Here is a 16,453-nt window from a genome sequence, read left to right on the forward strand (position 1 = left end):
CGTTGCGACAGGGCGTCTATCGGGCGCGGCATGGCTTTTGAGGGCAGCCGTGTCCGATGGACATAAGGATGAGGCCGGCAGCGATGACGGCATCGGATAATGATATTGGAAGGCGGCAACATGCAGATGAATTTGGCGACGGCGTCTGAAGGAATTCAGGCCGGAAGCAAGCAGTCTCAGGCGGCGGGGGAAAAGCACGACATGCGGCATGACGCACTTTTCGAGCGGGTAAGTGCGCGTCTAAAAGCCCAGGTCGGTCCGGATGTCTTCGCCAGCTGGTTCGGACGTCTCAAGCTCCATTCGGTATCGAAAAGCGTCGTACGCCTGTCGGTGCCGACGACGTTCTTGAAGTCATGGATCAACAATCGCTATCTCGAGCTGATCACCAGTCTTTTCCAGCAGGAAGACGGTGAAATCCTCAAGGTGGAGATTCTCGTGCGCACCGCGACCCGCGGCCAGCGCCCGGCGGTTCACGAAGAGGCAGTTGCTGCGGCAGCCGAACCGGCGGCGGCTGCCCCGGTCCGCCGCGCAGCCTCGCCCCAGCCGGTCGCCGCTGCCGCCGCCACGGTCGCAGCTTCGGCAAAGCCGGTGCAGGCGCCGCTGTTCGGCTCGCCGCTCGACCAGCGCTACAATTTCGAGAGCTTCGTCGAAGGCTCGTCCAACCGCGTGGCGCTTGCCGCCGCACGTACGATCGCCGAGGCCGGCGCCGGCGCCGTGCGCTTCAATCCGCTCTTCATTCATTCGAGCGTCGGGCTCGGCAAGACGCATCTGCTGCAGGCGATCGCGCTTGCTGCCCTGCAAAGCGCCCGGGCGCCGCGCGTCGTCTACCTGACGGCCGAATATTTCATGTGGCGTTTCGCTACGGCGATCCGTGACAACGACGCGCTGTCGCTGAAGGAATCGCTGCGCAACATCGATCTTCTCGTCATCGACGACATGCAGTTCCTGCAGGGAAAGTCGATCCAGCATGAGTTCTGCCATCTCCTGAACATGCTGCTCGACTCGGCCAAGCAGGTGGTCGTGGCGGCGGACCGGGCGCCCTGGGAACTGGAATCGCTCGACAGTCGCGTTCGTTCCCGCCTGCAGGGCGGCGTGGCGATCGAGATGGAGGGCCCCGATTACGACATGCGCCTCGAAATGCTGAAGCGCCGCCTGGATACCGCCCGTCAGGACGACACCTCGCTCGACATTCCGCAGGAGATTCTCTCCCATGTGGCGCGAAGCGTCACGGCGAGCGGCCGCGAGCTGGAAGGGGCCTTCAACCAGCTCCTGTTTCGCCGGTCCTTCGAGCCGCAACTGTCGATAGAGCGCGTCGACGAACTGCTCGGACACCTGGTCAATGCCGGCGAACCGCGCCGCGTCCGCATCGAGGATATCCAGCGCATTGTCGCCAAGCACTATAATGTGTCGCGCCAGGAATTGGTTTCGAACCGCCGAACCCGCGTCATCGTCAAGCCGCGCCAGATCGCCATGTACCTGTCGAAGACGCTGACGCCGCGCTCCTTCCCGGAAATCGGTCGCCGCTTCGGCGGCCGCGATCACACGACGGTCTTGCACGCGGTGCGCAAGATCGAGGAGCTGATCTCCGGCGACACGAAACTCAGCCACGAGATCGAGCTGCTCAAGCGGCTGATCAATGAATAGAAATTGGTAAGCTCGTAGTTACGAAAGCCCGGCTCCGCCGGGCTTTTTTGTCAACCGCCACCGCGGTTGGTTTCGTCGATCATTGCGGCAGTGTTTTTTTCGTCCCGCTTGTCGGCTATCTCTTTCGTCATTCGTTTTTTAATCGAAGCGGGAGAGGTCTCGATGCTTTACGCGGTGCTTTGCTATAATACGGAAGACGTCACCAGCGCCTGGACCAAGGAGCAGGATGACAAGGTCATGCGTGATCTGACCGCCGTCCAGCGCAAATATGTCGAGGCCGGCAAGCTCGGCCCCGTGGCACGGCTCCTGCCGACGACCGCCGCGACGACATTGCGCCACAGGCCCGGCGAGACCGTCGTCATCGATGGCCCTTTTGCCGAAACCAAGGAGCAACTGCTCGGCTTCTATCTGATCGACTGCGCATCGCTCGACGAGGCGCTCGAATTTGCACGTGAGCTGAGTGCCGCCAACCCGGCTGCCGGCTCCTACGAGATCCGCCCCCTTTCCCTCTATAAGCCAGGTGAGCTTGCCCCATGACCGACACCGCCTGGATCGACCTTGCCCTGGTTTCGGCGCGGCCGCAGGCAATGGGCGCTCTGCTGCGCTATTTCCGCAATCTCGATCTGGCGGAGGAAGCGTTCCAGGAGGCTTGCATCCGGGCCTTGAAGACCTGGCCGACAAACGGGCCGCCGCGCGACCCGGCTGCCTGGCTGATCTTCGTCGGCCGCAACAGCGGTATCGACCGGGTGCGGCGGCAATCGCGCGAGACGGCGCTGCCGCCGGAAGAGCTGCTCTCGGATATCGAGGACCGCGAAAGCGAGCTTGCGGACCGCCTCGACGGGGCGCACTACCGCGACGATATCCTGCGGCTGCTCTTCGTCTGCAGCAATCCGGTCCTGCCGGCGACCCAGCAGATCGCCCTGGCGCTCCGCATCGTGTCCGGGCTTTCCGTCAAGCAGATCGCCCGCGCCTTCCTTGTCGGCGAGGCGGCGATGGAGCAGCGCATCACCCGTGCCAAGGCGCGGGTCACGGCGGCCGGCATCCCGTTCGAAACGCCGGATGCCTCCGAGCGCGCCGAGCGGCTCGCGGCGGTCGCCATGATGATCTATCTCGTCTTCAACGAGGGCTATTCGGCCATGAACGGTCCGGAAGGGGTCTCCGCCGATCTCTGCGACGAGGCGATCCGTTTGGCGCGGCTGCTGCTGCGGCTGTTTCCGGCGGAGCCGGAAATTATGGGGTTGACGGCGCTCCTGCTTCTCCAGCATTCCCGTGCGCGCGCCCGCTTCGATGCCCATGGCGCCATCGTCCTGCTCGAGGATCAGGACCGGCAGCTGTGGAGCCTGCCGATGATCACCGAGGCACTGGCGATGATAGACAAGGCGATGCGCCACCGCCGCCCCGGCCCCTACCAGGTCCAGGCGGCGATTGCAGCGCTGCATGCACGCGCCGAACGCTCGGAACAGACGGATTGGGAGGAAATCGAGCTGCTCTACCGGGCGCTCGAGCGCCTGCAGCCGTCACCCGTCGTCACGCTCAACCGGGCCGTGGCCGTCTCGAAGCGCGACGGGCCGGAGGCGGCACTGGCGCTGGTCGAGCCGCTTGCCGACCGGCTTTCCGGCTATTTCTATTTCCACGGCCTGCGCGGCGGCCTGCTCAAGCAAATGGGCCGGGCTCGTGAGGCGCGCGTCGCCTTCGACCGGGCGATCGCGCTCGCCACCAATGCGGCGGAGGCCGCCTATATCCGCAAGCAGCTTGACCACCTTGCGGGAGAGGCAGGCGCCTCCCACCTTCACGAAGACCAGCAATAAAAAATCCTCGGTCGCTGTCGGAGTCCGCTCTTTCCGGTCGTCCTAGGTTCGAACCCACCAAGGAGGAATTGCAAATGACCGCAGCAACCGACACCAGGCCCGCCGACGAACGCGACCTGGTCCTGATCCGCCTGATCGACGCACCGCGCGAAAAGGTCTATCGGGCCTTCACGGATCCTGAGCTCCTGAAGCAGTGGTTCGCACCCCTGCCGTGGACGATCACCGAAGCGGAGCTCGATGTCCGACCGGGCGGCACCAACCGCTTCGTGATGCGCTCGCCGGAGGGTGAGCTTTATCCCAATCAGGGTGTCTATCTGGAGGTCGTGCCGAACGAGAAACTGGTGATGAGCGATGCCTACACGGAAGCCTGGACGCCCTCTGAAAAGCCCTTCATGACAGCGATCCTGACCTTCGAGGAGGAGGGCGGCAAGACCCGCTACACCGCCCGCGCCCGCCACTGGAGCACCGCGGACCGTGAGGCGCACGAGAAGATGGGCTTTCACGAGGGCTGGGGCCAGTGCGCCGACCAGCTCGCCGCACTCGTCGCAAAACTCTGAGAGGAGGATCGATCATGTCCACCAACGCGAGGACAGCAAGCGTCGCCGATATTCGGGCGGCAATCGAAGATTGGGCGGGGGCCCTGCGGCGGAAGGATGCTGGCCGTGTCCTTTCGCATGGCACGCAGGATTGCGTCATCTACTCGCTGGCACCGCCGCTGAAGGCCTCGGACGCCGACCCCGGCGGCCTGGAACAGTGGTTTTCCACCTGGAAGGGGCCGCTCGGCTACCAGCTTCAGGACCTCGAGATTTCATCCGGCGGGGACATCGCCTTCGCCACGGCGCTGGCGCATCTCTCCGGCGAGAAGCAGGATGGTGCGAAGGTATCGCTCTGGTACCGGCTGACGCTGGGCCTCGAACGCACCGACAAGGGATGGAAGATCGCCCACCAGCACGAGTCGGTCCCCTTCTATATGGACGGAAGCTTCAAGGCGGCGATCGATCTCGACCCGACGTCGCAGGTCGACTGGAATGCGCCCTCGCATCCGCCGATGGCCGGCGTCATCGCCTATCTCAACGTCGAAAATGCGGATGCGACCGCCAAGTTCTACGGCCGCGCCTTTGGCGCCAGGGAGGAGGACCGCAAATATGCTGAGGACGGCAAGCGCCTGATCCATTGCCACCTGACGATCAACGGCGGCGCGCTAATGCTGAACGACCCCTTCCCGGAATTCGGCTTTCCCTGGAAGCCGCCGGAGGGCTTCGTCCTGCATCTCATCGTCGACGACGCCCATGCCTGGTGGGAACGGGCGGTCGCGGCCGGTGCGGAGGCGACGATGCCGCTGGAGATCGCCTTCTGGGGCGACTATTACGGCCAGCTCCGCGATCCGTTCGGCATCACCTGGGGCATTGTCGCGCCTGTGAAGAAGAGCAACTGAGCCAACCGGCGGGCATGCGTTGCCGCCGCGCGTGAAACAAACTTGCGCGGCGGGCGGCGAAACAGAGCGCAATTCTTGCGGCCGATTAACTATTCTTCGGGAACGTCAACAGCCAACGCACCCGAGGCATAAGTGATCCTCTACTACCAGACCCATTCCCCCTTCGCCCGCAAGGCGCTCGTGTTCGCCCATGAGATCGGTCTTGCCGATCGCCTGGAAGTCGTCCACCACGAGACGAGCCCGACACGGCGCAATGACGACGTCTATGCCGAGAATCCGCTCGGCAAGGTTCCGGTCCTGCTGCGCAGTGACGCCGAGCCGATCTTCGATTCCGATGTCATCTGTGCCTATTTCGACACCTTGCACGAGCGACGCAAGCTCATTCCCGAAAGCGGGGAGCCGCGGTGGCGGGCGTTGCGGCTGCAATCGGTGGCACAGGTCCTTGCCCAGACCGGGATCGGGCTTCGCTGGGAGTGGGAACGCCGCCCGGAACAGTTGCGCTGGCCGGCGCTTGCCAAGGGCTATGAAGAGAAGATCGAGGCGACCTACGACTGGCTCGACACGACGTTTCTTCCTGAGGAAGACATCGATGTCGGCCAGATCGCACTGGCCACGACACTGTCGTGGATGGCTTTTCGCGCTCTTCCGTCATTTCGCGACCGGTCGCGCCTGACGCGCTGGTTCGACGCCTTCGAGCAGCGTGCCTCGATGGTCGCTACACCGCTGTCGGGCGAAACGCAGGATTGATCGCAACCTGCAGCCGGCGGGCATGATCTGCCGGTTCTAGAGCGGGATGAGGAAAAGTGTGTGCGGTTTTCCGCCCGCATCCCGCTCTAACCTATTAGAATCGATCACGTTCGTGATTTTAGGGCGATCCGACCTAAAATCACGAACGTGATCTAGAGCGGGATGCGCTCGCCGCCGCTCTAAGCCTTTGTTTTTGCCGCGTTTGTGCGACGTCGGGTGATTCCACCTGACTGCAAATGCTCTAAGGGCAGGCGAGGTCGGCGACGACGGCATCGAGGATCAACATGCCGGCCGGCGTGCAGCGCAGCCGCGAATTGCCGAGCCGTTCGACAAAGCCGTGCTCGATCAGGAACTGTTCCCGTTCGGGATCCGGATCGCGACCGGAGAGGCCCTGCCAGCGGGCGAGATCGACGCCTTCCCGGAGCCGCAAACCCATCAGCAGCAGTTCGTCGGCCTGGGCTTCGCGATCGAGCGGTTCCTGCTCGGTGATGCCGTCACCGCGCTCTTCGACGAGCCGCAGCCACGCTTCCGGGTTCCGTTCCGTTGCGGTCGCGATCTTGCCGGAGCCGGCGGTCAGCCGCCCATGGGCGCCCGGGCCGATCCCCGCATAGTCGCCATAGCGCCAGTAGGTGAGGTTGTGGCGGCTCTCTGCTCCCCGACGGGCGTGGTTGGAGACCTCGTAGGCCGGCATGCCGATCGCCGCGGTGATCTCCTGCGTCGCCTCGTAGAGCACGGCCGATTGTTCCCCGTCCGGAACGATCAGCTTGCCGGCCTTGTGCAGGCCGAAGAAGGGCGTGCCTTCCTCGATGGTGAGCTGATAGAGCGACAGATGGTCGACGGCATAGGAGACCGCCTCCTTCAACTCGCGCTCCCATTCCTCGACCGTCTGCTTCGGCCGCGCATAGATCAGGTCGAAGGACATGCGCGGGAAGATCTCGCGCGCCAGCCGCACCGCCTTCAGCGCGTCTTCCACATTGTGCAAGCGGCCGAGGAATTTGAGGTCGCGGTCGTTCAGCGCCTGGACGCCGAGCGAGACGCGGTTGACGCCCGCCGCCCGGTAGCCGTGGAAGCGCGTCGCCTCGACGCTCGAAGGGTTGGCTTCCATGGTGATCTCGATACCGTCAGGCACATGCCAGTGCCGGGCGATGCCGTCGAGGATCGCCGCGACCGTCGCCGGCTCCATCAGCGATGGCGTGCCGCCGCCCATGAAGATGCTGGTCACGGTTCGCGGGCCGGACAGGGCCCCCACGGACGCCATCTCCTGAAGGAAGGCGGCGACGAAGCGCGGCTGGTCCACCGGCTGGTGACGGACATGGCTGTTGAAGTCGCAATAGGGGCATTTGGCCGCGCAGAACGGCCAGTGCACATAGACCCCGAAGCCGGGGTCCATGTCGTCACCGATTGCCGAAAGCGAGGCCGTCTGGATCATTGGCTTCTCAGGCGCCGAGGCAGGTCTCGGCAAACAGCTTGAAGGCGCGGGCGCGATGCGACAGGGCTTCGCTGTTGCCCGGCTTCCAGCCGTGCTTCTCTTCCGCGCTCATCTCGCCGAATGTGGTGTCGTAGCCCGTGGGTTGGAAGACCGGATCGTAGCCGAAGCCGCTGGTTCCGCGCGGCGGCCATACGACATGGCCCTCGACCTCGCCGCGAAAGAGCTCGACATGTCCATCCGGCCAGGCAAGGCAGAGCACCGAGACGAAACGCGCCGTCCGCTCTTCCGGCTTCGTCGCGCCCTTCTCGCTCAGCTCTCTTTCGACCTTTTCCATCGCCATGGCGAAGTCGCGGCTGCCGTCGTCGCGCTCCGCCCAGTTTGCCGTGTAGACGCCTGGCGCCCCGCCGAGCGCATCGATGGCAAGGCCGGAATCGTCCGAAAGGGCCGGCAGACCCGAGGCCCTGGCCGAGGCGAGCGCCTTGATCGTCGCGTTTTCCTCGAAGGTCGTGCCGGTCTCGTCCGGCTCGACGAAATTGAGATCGGCCGCTGATTTGGCTTCGAAGCCGAGCGGCCCGATCAAGTCGCGGATTTCGCGGATCTTGCCGGCATTGTGGCTCGCGACCACGAGCGTCTTGTCAACGAGTTTGCGCATCTGGTTCCGTTCCGTCCAAACTTTCAAAGCCCATCAATCGATGTCCCACAGGCCAGGTTCCGCGCACTCCAGGCTGTTACCGGCCGGGTCGCGGAAATAGAACGAGCGGGCGCCGTTCGGCCAGCGGATATCCGCCTCGATCGCCACGCCGGCCGCCTCCAGCTTCGCCTTCCAGGCCTCGAGCGCCGGCGCTCCAACGCGGAAGCACATGTGACCCTTGCCTTGCGTGCCGTGCGACGGCACGGGCAGCGCGCCGGCAGCGGGCGGTTTCACCGTTTCCGCCGCGTTGAAGATCAACAGCACGCCGTCGCCGCAGCGGAAAAAGACGTGGCGGTTGCCGACGCGGGTGATCCGGGCGAGCCCGAGGACGTTGCCGTAGAACGCCTCGGCGGCGTCGAGATCGTCCGCGTAGAGCGCGGTTTCGAGGATGCCTTCAAGAGCCGCAGCCAACGTCGTTCCTCTCAGCTTGCAGTGCCAGGGCGCAAACCGCCCGCACGCCCTAGCCGGCGACCGCCTGCTTCTGCAACGCGACGAGTTCGGCAATGCCGTCCTTGGCGAGTTGCATCAGGCTTGCGAATTCTTCCTCGGAGAAGGGCTTCCCTTCCGCCGTTCCCTGGATCTCGACCAGGCCACCGCTGCCCGTCATGACGAAATTGGCGTCGGTTTCGGCGGCCGAGTCTTCGAGATAGTCGAGGTCCACCACCGCCTGGTTGGCGAAAATGCCGCAGGAAATCGCGGCGACATGGTCCTTGAGTACCCTCTCGACCTTGATCATGTTGCGCGCTTCCATCCACTTCAGACAGTCGTGCAGCGCGATCCAGGCGCCGGTGATCGAGGCGGTGCGGGTGCCGCCATCCGCCTGGATGACGTCGCAGTCGATCGAGATCTGACGCTCGCCGAGCGCCGGCAGATCGACGACGGCTCGGAGCGAACGGCCGATCAGCCGCTGGATTTCCTGCGTGCGGCCGCTCTGCTTGCCCGTGGACGCTTCGCGCCTCATGCGCTCGCCGGTCGCCCGCGGCAGCATGCCGTATTCTGCCGTGATCCAGCCCTTGCCGCCGTTGCGCAGCCAGGCGGGAACCTTATCTTCGAGGCTCGCCGTGCAGAGCACATGCGTGTCGCCGAAGCGCACGAGGCAGGAACCCTCCGCATGCTTGGAGAAATTGCGCTCGAAGGAAACCTTGCGCATTTGGTCGGTTTTTCTGCCGGATGGCCGCATCGTAAACTCCTGTCGTTCTGCTGAGCCTTCTAGATCATGGCGGGGGTAAAGGGAACCAGTTGATATCGGGGCAGGGGAGTGATTTTTCCCTTTTGCCATTGCCCCGCGCGACCACTATATTCTGCGGAGGACACGAACGGTTGTTTGCATGGAGTGACATGGTACTGCGCAACCCTGAAAAGAAGGGGATCGCATCGACGCTGGATGAGCGCTCCGGCGAGATCTTCCGCCGCATCGTGGAGACCTACCTGGAAAGCGGCGAGCCGCTCGGATCCCGCAATCTGTCGCGCCTCCTGCCGATGTCGCTGTCGCCCGCCTCGGTGCGCAATGTGATGAGCGATCTCGAGGATCTGGGCCTCATTTATTCGCCCCATGTCAGCGCAGGGCGGTTGCCGACCCAGACGGGGCTGCGCTTCTTCGTCGATGCTTTCATGCAGGTCGGCAACCTTTCCGCCGAAGAGCGGACCTCGATCGAGCGGCAGGTGCGGCGCGCCGACCGTGATCAGCCGATCGACAGCCTTCTTGCCGAGGCAAGCCAGATGCTTTCCGGCATGTCCCGCGGCGCCGGCCTGGTCATCACCACCAAAAGCGACCCGGTGCTGAAGCATGTCGAGTTCATTCGGCTCGCGCCGACCAAGGCGCTTGCGGTCCTGGTCGGCGACCACGATCAAGTGGAAAACCGGATTATCGAGCTGCCGGCGGGCATCACCAGCGCGCAGCTCACCGAGGCGGCAAACTTCGTCAATGCGCATCTTGCCGGGCAAACCATTCCCGAACTGCGGTCCCAGCTCGAGAAGGTCAAGGAGACGGTGCGCGGCGAACTCGACGCGCTGTCGCAGGATCTGGTTGAGCGCGGGCTGGCAATCTGGTCGGGCAGCGAGGGCGACGAGAAGCCGGCGCGCCTTATCGTGCGCGGCCGCGCCAACCTGCTCGAAGGGCTGGAAGGTACGGAAGACATCGAGCGGCTGCGCATGCTGTTCGACGATCTCGAAAAGAAGGACAGCCTGATCGAGCTCCTCGATCTTGCCGAAAGCGGTCCGGGCGTGCGCATCTTCATCGGCTCGGAAAACAAGCTGTTTTCGCTCTCCGGATCGTCGCTGATCGTCGCTCCCTATCGCGACAGCGACGACCGTATCGTCGGCGCCGTCGGGGTCATCGGCCCGACGCGGCTCAACTATTCGCGGATCGTCCCCATGGTGGACTACACCGCCCAGCTGATGTCGCGGCTGTCGCGCTGAGCGATTCCTTTTCGATGATGGACCGATGGACCCTTGATTTTTCGGGCTCAAACCTCGATATCGGCTTCAAATCCAGGCAACAGAACGTTCAAGCAAAGCGACTTCCGCTGGTTTGATGATGCCGAACACGCCAAAGACAAGACATTCGGAGAACGTCATGACCGACGAAACGAACAAGAACGGAACTGAGGCCGCAGCGCCCGAAGAGATTGTGAAGGCAACCGGGCCGGAGGCGGCGGAAAAACCGGAAGCGGGTGCTTCCGCCGCTGGACCGGATCCTCTGGAACTCGCCAAGGCGGAGAGCGCGGACCTGCGCGACAAATATCTTCGCCTCGCCGCCGAAATGGACAATCTGCGCCGCCGCACCGAGCGCGACGTGAAGGATGCCAAGTCCTATTCCGTCGCCGGCTTCGCGCGCGACATGCTGGCCGTTTCCGACAACCTGCGCCGGGCGCTCGAAGCCATTCCGGCCGAGGCGAGGGAATCCGGCGACGCCGGTCTCACCGCGCTGATCGAAGGCGTCGAAATGACCGAACGCTCCATGCTGGCGGCACTCGAGCGCCATGGCGTCAAGCAACTGGACCCGACCGGCCAGAGGTTCGATCCGAACTTCCACCAGGCCATGTTCGAGGTTCCGAACCCGGAGGTTCCGAACAACACCGTCGTCCAGGTCGTCCAGGCCGGCTACACGATCGGCGAGCGCGTGCTGCGCCCGGCCATGGTCGGCGTCGCCAAGGGCGGCCCGAAGATCGTGGCTGCGGAAAGCGAGACGCCGGCGGCCTGAGCGTGCCACGCACCTATTTGAAACGCCGCGCATGCCATAGAGTGCGCGGCGTTTTCGTTGGCTATGGCGCGTTCCGGTTGACGGGCAAGACCCCTCCCCAACCCCTCCCCACAAGGGCCCACAAGGGGGAGGGGCTTTTGGTGCCGTGCCTTTCCCGCCCTTCTTTTCGTCGCGTTCGGCTCAACGGAACAGACCGGAGTCGAGACCTAAACAGCCTTCGAGGCGGGGAACACCGGCGAAAATGAATGGAGACGATGCGGCCCAGGAAGCCCCTCCCCCTTGTGGGGAGGGGTTGGGGAGGGGTGACTTAGGCGAAAAGCTGCCGCAGATGGTCGTTGAGGAAGCGGCCTTCCGGATCGACCTTTGCCCTTAACGCCCGAAAATCGGCGGAGCGCGGATAGAGCGCCGTCACGTCCTCGGCGCCGAGGAAGTGCAGCTTGCCCCAGTGCGGGCGCGAGCCGTATTGCCTGAGGATCGTGTCGACGTCCTTCAGATATTCCCAGTAGTCGGTGCCGGGCTCGCCGGAAACGGAGAGCGTGATCGAGTCCTGTTCGTAGAAGGGGCTGATCCAGCCGGAATCGCCGGCGGTGAACCGGTATTCGATCGGGTAGATGCAGGTCGGGTGCTTTTCGAGCATCAACTTGCGCACGGCCTTGACGGCCTCCTTGCCGTGCGCGACCGGCACGGCATATTCGAGTTCGTGGAAGTTCGGGACATATTCGATCGGGTAGATTTCCGAGGAATAGGCGATCCGTTCGAAGGTGCCCTCCGTCGGCGGCCGGTCGGTGATGTCGATCACCTTCATTTCGCAGACGTCAGCCGTCTTCTCCGTCGTCGAGACGGACGAGGTGTCGGGCAGGCAGTAGCAATGACGGCTTTCGGGAACCGGGCACCAGAAGAAGCCGAAGTGCCGGTGCTTGGCGGCGAGTTCGTCGTGTTGCTCCATGCATTCGTCGAAATCGCAGCGCCACAACTTTTCGTGAAGGTTGTAGCTGTCCATCACCTGCAGGGTGATTTCCGAGATGACCCCGAGCATGCCGACGGAGACGCGGGCCGCCTCCAGGAGATCCGGAGTCATCTCGTCGACGACGAGGATCGAGCCGTCCGGCTGGACGAGGCGCATGCCGACGATTTGCGATGCCATGTTGCCGAGCGCCGCGCCGGTGCCATGCGTGCCGGTGGTCAACGCGCCTGCGAGCGCCTGGCTGTCGATGTCGCCCTGGTTGATCAGCGACAGGCCGTTCGACTTCAGCGCCTTGCCGAGCTGGTTGATGGTTGTTCCGGCGCTCACCGAGACGCGTTTGCGGGCCTGATCGATATTGGCGACCCCCAGCATCCCGGAAAGCGTCAGATGCAGGCCACTCGTCAGCGCGACCGGGGTGAAGGAATGACCCGAGCCGGCGCAGCGCACATTGAGGCCGGCCGAGGTCGCTTCCCGCACCATCTCGGCAAGTTCCGCTTCGCTCTCCGGCGCGCCCCTGTGACGGACGATGCAGGACTGATTTCCGACCCAGTTGCGCCAATGACCACCCGCTTGAAGCATGCTCTCGTCTCCTCAGACCGCCGTGAAGCAATTGTCGACGAACAGGTGCGTGCCGTTGACGAAGCTCGACTCGTCGCTCGCCAGGAACAGAGCGGCATTGGCGACCTCCATCGGATCGCACATCCGTCCCTGCTGGGCGGCGATCGCCGCCTCGGAGACATCGACGCCGTATTTGGTCAGGCCGACGAGCTCGCGTTTGCCGTGATCGGTGGCGATGAAGCCCGGGCAGACCGCATTGCAGCGGATGTTCCGGTCGCGAAACTCGACGGCGATCGCCCGGGCGAACATGTGGCAGGCGCCCTTGGTGGTGTCGTAAAGCACTTCCATCGGTGTTGCCGCGACGGCCGAAATCGACGAGGTGCAGACAATGCTGCCGCCGCCGGCCCTGAGCATGCCGGGGAGAACCGCCTTGGTCATCAGGAACATGCTTTTCACATTCACGGCCATCAGGCGGTCCCACTCCGCCTCCTCCGTTTCGAGGAAGGGGCCTACGGCGAGAATGCCCGCATGGTTGAAGAGGACGGTAATTGGGCCGAAGGCATCTTCGACGGTACGTACGGCAGCGCTCACTTCCGTCGAGATCGAGACGTCGGCGGCCGCGAACACGGCTTCACCGCCTGCGGCGCGAATGGCCGCCGCAACGTCCTCGCCCTTGCTCTTCGGCAGGTCGACGATGCCGACCTTGGCGCCCTCGCGTGCGAAAAGCTCGGACGCCGCCAGCCCGCAGCCGCCGGCACCGCCGCTGATCAGTGCAACCTTGCCCGAAAGCCTGCCCGTCATGATGTCTTCCTCCCCGCCGCCGCTCGAATGCTGAGGAGGATTATTGTTGAGGACGGAGGAGCTGTCGATAGCCCCCTCGGGATAGGCGACAGCAATCTTTCGGAGCTACCTCGGAAGCTGCGTAATGATTGAATTATTTGAATGTTTCGGCTCGCGCAAAGCCACACCGGCCGCGGCCGCCTTTCAGGCGGCGTGCGAGGTCGTGTCCTCGTTGAGGAGCATGTAGATGGCGCTGGCGGAATCGGTCGCCCGGATCCGCGTCACCATGTCGTGGTCGCGCAGCACCCGCGCAATGCGCGACAGTGCTTTCAGGTGATCGGCGCCGGCGCCCTCCGGGGCGAGCAGAAGGAAAACGAGGTCCACCGGCTGGTCGTCGAGGGCCTCGAAATCGACCGGCGTATCGAGCCGCGCAAAAATGCCGACGAGCGAGGAAAGATTTCCGAGCTTTCCGTGCGGGATGGCGATGCCATTGCCGACGCCGGTTGAGCCGAGCCGCTCGCGTTGGAGGATGACGTCGAATATCTCCCGCTCCGGCAGGCCGGTGAGTTTCGATGCTTTTGCCGCCAATTCCAGAAGGAGTTGTTTTTTCGAGTTGGCCCTCATGGCCGGGATGATCGCATTTTGATGCAGCAAGCCTGCCAATGCCATTCTTTTATCCTCGTTCGCCGGTTAGGGCCCGACAACTTGATCACAAATATGCCGCAATGGCTCTAACCATCTTTAGCCTGGCGGGTCCCATGCACAGGAAAAACGTGCTTTCCCGGCGGCCCGCCGATCGGAGCAACGGGGAAGCCGACCGCGCCGGCATTCCCCAGTCCCGCTCATCCTTTGATATTGGCGGCGTCGATCCAGCCAATATTTCCATCGTTGCGCCGGTAGACGATGTTCAGATCGTCCTTGCCGGGGCTGCGGAACATCAGCACCGGTTCGTCGGTCATGTCGAGAGCCATGACGGCGTTGGCGACGGACATAGTCCTTAGTTGTTTCGTGCTTTCGGCAACGATGGTCGGTGCATAATCATCGGGAACTTCCTCGTCCTCGAAGGGAACCGAGTCCATTACCCTGTAGGCCACCTCGGCGGCGTTCTGACCGTTGCCGTTGTGATGGTCCTTGAGCTTGCGTTTGTAGCGGCGAAGCCGCTTCTCGATGCGGTCCGAGGCCGCGTCGAAGGCCGCCTGTGGCTCGTTCGCCTGACCGTTCGCCTGCAAGACCACGCCCGTATCGAGATGAAGCTTGCAGTCGGCGCTGAAGCGCGAGCCGGACTTTTCCACAGTGACCTGGCTTGAATATCCTCCGTCGAAATATTTGGCTACGGCCTCACGAATCTGCTCGCCTATGCGCGAGCGAAACGATTCACCGATTTCCATATGTTTACCGGATACACGCACACTCATGGAGTTTCCTCTCTCGTTCGTGACTTGCGCATCCAGTCTATTCCAAGCGCTTCCGTCATCCAAGCGTTTCAGCGAGGGTTCGATCGGGTCGCTCGGAGCCGCCGAAGTGAAGTGACGGCCTCGGTAATTCGCGGCGGCCTCATATCGCTTGCGTCGCGGGGAGTCAATTGCGGCCGCAAAAAAACCGCAATCAGAAGCCGGCTGCCTTGGCAAGGGCGCGCTTTTCGCGACGCCGCTGGACCGAGGAGGGGATGTTCATCGCCTCCCGATACTTGGCGACGGTGCGCCGTGCGATGTCGACGCCGGCCCGCTTGAGGATATCGACGATATCGTCGTCGGAGAGCACCGCGTCGGCGCTTTCCTGGCTGATCATCGTGCGGATGCGGTGGCGGACGGATTCGGCCGAATGAGCGTCGCCGTTCTCCGCAGAGCCGATCGAGACGGTGAAGAAATATTTCAGCTCGAAAAGGCCGCGCGGGGTCAATATGTATTTGTTCGAGGTGACGCGGCTCACCGTCGATTCATGCATCTTGATCGCGTCGGCGACGATCCGGAGGTTCAGCGGCCGCAGGTGGTCGACCCCGTGCACCAAAAAGGCATCCTGCTGCCGGACGATCTCGCTCGCGACCTTCAGGATCGTCCTGGCGCGCTGGTCGAGACTGCGCGTCAGCCAGTTGGCGTTCTGCATGCATTCGCTGAGGAAGGCTTGCTCGGCGCTGTTCTTCTGGCTGTGGCGCGAGATCTCGGCAAAGTAGTCGTGATTGACGAGAACCCGTGGCAATGCGTCGGGATTGAGCTCGACCAGCCAGCCGCCATCGGGCGCCGAACGTACGACGACATCGGGAATGATCGCCTCGGTAACGCTGGTCTCGAAGCTGGTTCCTGGCTTCGGATCGAGTTTGCGGATTTCAGCGAGCATCTCGATGAGATCCTCCTCGTCGACCCCGCAGATCTTCTTGAGGCTTGCGAAGTCGCGGCGCGCCAGAAGTTCGAGATTGGCGACAAGCGCCTCCATGGCCGGATCGAGGCGATTGCGCAAGCGCAGCTGGATGGCGAGGCATTCACTGAGCGTGCGGGCGAAGACGCCGGGCGGATCGAACTGCTGCAGCACGAGAAGGACGCGCGTCACATCTGCCGCGCTCGCGCCAAGCCTGGCCGCCGTTTCAGCGATCTCCGCATGCAGATAGCCCGCTTCGTCGAGCTGGTCGATGAGATGCTGGGCAATCAGCCGGTCGGCGGGGGCGGCAAACGCGAAGGCGACCTGCTCGATCAGCGTCTCGCGGAGCGTTTTCCGACCGGCGACGAAATCGTCGAGATCGTATCCCTCGCCGTCGTTGCTGCCGCCGGCGCCCGGCATCGATTTCCATTGGCCCAACAGTTCCGGCGCGTCGGCGCGCTGCGGCGCCGTGTCGTCCTGGAACACGTTGGCGAAGTCGGCGTCGAGTTCGGTACTGAGCCGTTCGCCGGGACTTGTCGTCGCGCTGTCGTAGAGATCGCCGTGGTCGACGGATTCCTCCGCGCCGCCCGCCTCGGCCGTCAGGCCTGTCTCATCACGCTCGGGCCGATCCGAACCGAAACCCGCCTCATCGGCGGATTGGAACTCAAGCAAAGGGTTCTTCTCGACTTCCTGGGCGATGAACTGACCGAGTTCGAGATGCGTCATCTGAAGCAGCTGGATCGACTGCATCAGTTGCGGCGTCATGACCAGCGACTGTGATTGTCGCAGATGTAGGCTGGCGGACAAAGCCATGCTGACGCGAAACTCCCGTCAAATCTCCGG

17 protein-coding genes are annotated in these 16,453 nt (G+C 63.6%); 8 read left to right on the forward strand and 9 right to left on the reverse strand.

Translation table 11 applies throughout. The annotated features are described in order from the left end of the window. Nucleotides 1-201: 201 nt before the first annotated feature. The 6 genes from dnaA to NGR_RS11390 all read left to right on the forward strand — a co-directional run bounded on the left by dnaA (nucleotide 202) and on the right by NGR_RS11390 (nucleotide 5,634). Nucleotides 202-1,644, forward strand: coding sequence for a chromosomal replication initiator protein DnaA (gene dnaA / locus NGR_RS11365; RefSeq protein ID WP_012706590.1), 1,443 nt, complete (start codon nucleotides 202-204; stop codon nucleotides 1,642-1,644). Nucleotides 1,645-1,806: 162 nt separating this feature from the next. Beyond that, a complete protein-coding gene (locus tag NGR_RS11370; RefSeq protein ID WP_012706591.1) occupies nucleotides 1,807-2,181 on the forward strand; it encodes a YciI family protein in 375 nt (124 codons plus the stop codon). Beyond that, a complete protein-coding gene (locus NGR_RS11375) occupies nucleotides 2,178-3,452 on the forward strand; it encodes an RNA polymerase sigma factor (RefSeq protein ID WP_012706592.1) in 1,275 nt (424 codons plus the stop codon). Before NGR_RS11370 ends, NGR_RS11375 begins: the two co-directional genes overlap by 4 nt. 74 nt (nucleotides 3,453-3,526) lie before the next feature. Next, complete coding sequence (locus NGR_RS11380; protein WP_012706593.1) at nucleotides 3,527-4,009, forward strand: SRPBCC family protein; 483 nt, start codon at nucleotides 3,527-3,529, stop codon at nucleotides 4,007-4,009. Between the two features lie 14 nt (nucleotides 4,010-4,023). After that, complete coding sequence (locus NGR_RS11385; RefSeq protein WP_012706594.1) at nucleotides 4,024-4,887, forward strand: nuclear transport factor 2 family protein; 864 nt, start codon at nucleotides 4,024-4,026, stop codon at nucleotides 4,885-4,887. Between the two features lie 132 nt (nucleotides 4,888-5,019). After that, the gene (locus NGR_RS11390) at nucleotides 5,020-5,634 is read left to right on the forward strand and encodes a glutathione S-transferase family protein (protein ID WP_012706595.1); all 615 of its coding nucleotides are present in this window, start codon (nucleotides 5,020-5,022) and stop codon (nucleotides 5,632-5,634) included. A gap of 241 nt (nucleotides 5,635-5,875) precedes the next feature. Here the strand turns inward: NGR_RS11390 and hemW are convergent, their stop codons facing one another. Genes hemW through rph form a run of 4 tightly spaced genes read right to left on the reverse strand, consistent with a single transcriptional unit; the run spans nucleotide 5,876 to nucleotide 8,934 of the window. After that, nucleotides 5,876-7,063: a radical SAM family heme chaperone HemW gene (gene hemW, locus NGR_RS11395; RefSeq protein WP_164924135.1), complete on the reverse strand. Its 1,188-nt coding sequence runs from the start codon at nucleotides 7,061-7,063 to the stop codon at nucleotides 5,876-5,878. 7 nt (nucleotides 7,064-7,070) lie between these two features. Beyond that, nucleotides 7,071-7,715, reverse strand: a complete 645-nt coding sequence (rdgB, locus tag NGR_RS11400) for an RdgB/HAM1 family non-canonical purine NTP pyrophosphatase (RefSeq protein ID WP_012706597.1) — start codon at nucleotides 7,713-7,715, stop codon at nucleotides 7,071-7,073. 33 nt (nucleotides 7,716-7,748) lie between these two features. After that, nucleotides 7,749-8,165: a VOC family protein gene (locus tag NGR_RS11405; RefSeq protein ID WP_164924136.1), complete on the reverse strand. Its 417-nt coding sequence runs from the start codon at nucleotides 8,163-8,165 to the stop codon at nucleotides 7,749-7,751. Nucleotides 8,166-8,214: 49 nt separating this feature from the next. Next, complete coding sequence (gene rph, locus NGR_RS11410) at nucleotides 8,215-8,934, reverse strand: ribonuclease PH (protein WP_012706599.1); 720 nt, start codon at nucleotides 8,932-8,934, stop codon at nucleotides 8,215-8,217. Nucleotides 8,935-9,092: 158 nt separating this feature from the next. Here rph and hrcA point away from each other — a divergent pair, with 158 nt between their 5' ends. Next, nucleotides 9,093-10,172, forward strand: coding sequence for a heat-inducible transcriptional repressor HrcA (gene hrcA / locus NGR_RS11415; protein WP_012706600.1), 1,080 nt, complete (start codon nucleotides 9,093-9,095; stop codon nucleotides 10,170-10,172). A 157-nt stretch (nucleotides 10,173-10,329) separates the two neighbouring features. Then, complete coding sequence (gene grpE / locus NGR_RS11420) at nucleotides 10,330-10,956, forward strand: nucleotide exchange factor GrpE (RefSeq protein ID WP_164924137.1); 627 nt, start codon at nucleotides 10,330-10,332, stop codon at nucleotides 10,954-10,956. 307 nt (nucleotides 10,957-11,263) lie between these two features. Here the strand turns inward: grpE and NGR_RS11425 are convergent, their stop codons facing one another. The 5 genes from NGR_RS11425 to rpoN form a co-directional block, all read right to left on the reverse strand. Beyond that, entirely contained in the window at nucleotides 11,264-12,499 is a 1,236-nt protein-coding gene (locus tag NGR_RS11425; RefSeq protein ID WP_012706602.1) for a D-arabinono-1,4-lactone oxidase, read from the reverse strand. 12 nt (nucleotides 12,500-12,511) lie between these two features. Continuing rightward, on the reverse strand, nucleotides 12,512-13,279 hold the full coding sequence (locus NGR_RS11430; RefSeq protein WP_012706603.1) for an SDR family NAD(P)-dependent oxidoreductase: 768 nt from the start codon (nucleotides 13,277-13,279) through the stop codon (nucleotides 12,512-12,514). Nucleotides 13,280-13,462: 183 nt separating this feature from the next. Further along, a complete protein-coding gene (gene ptsN, locus NGR_RS11435) occupies nucleotides 13,463-13,927 on the reverse strand; it encodes a PTS IIA-like nitrogen regulatory protein PtsN (protein WP_012706604.1) in 465 nt (154 codons plus the stop codon). A gap of 173 nt (nucleotides 13,928-14,100) precedes the next feature. Then, nucleotides 14,101-14,673, reverse strand: a complete 573-nt coding sequence (gene hpf, locus NGR_RS11440) for a ribosome hibernation-promoting factor, HPF/YfiA family (RefSeq protein ID WP_012706605.1) — start codon at nucleotides 14,671-14,673, stop codon at nucleotides 14,101-14,103. Between the two features lie 190 nt (nucleotides 14,674-14,863). Further along, nucleotides 14,864-16,423, reverse strand: a complete 1,560-nt coding sequence (gene rpoN / locus NGR_RS11445; RefSeq protein ID WP_012706606.1) for an RNA polymerase factor sigma-54 — start codon at nucleotides 16,421-16,423, stop codon at nucleotides 14,864-14,866. Between the last annotated feature and the right edge of the window lie 30 nt (nucleotides 16,424-16,453).

The sequence above is a fragment of the Sinorhizobium fredii NGR234 genome, assembly GCF_000018545.1.
GTDB lineage: Bacteria > Pseudomonadota > Alphaproteobacteria > Rhizobiales > Rhizobiaceae > Sinorhizobium > Sinorhizobium fredii_A.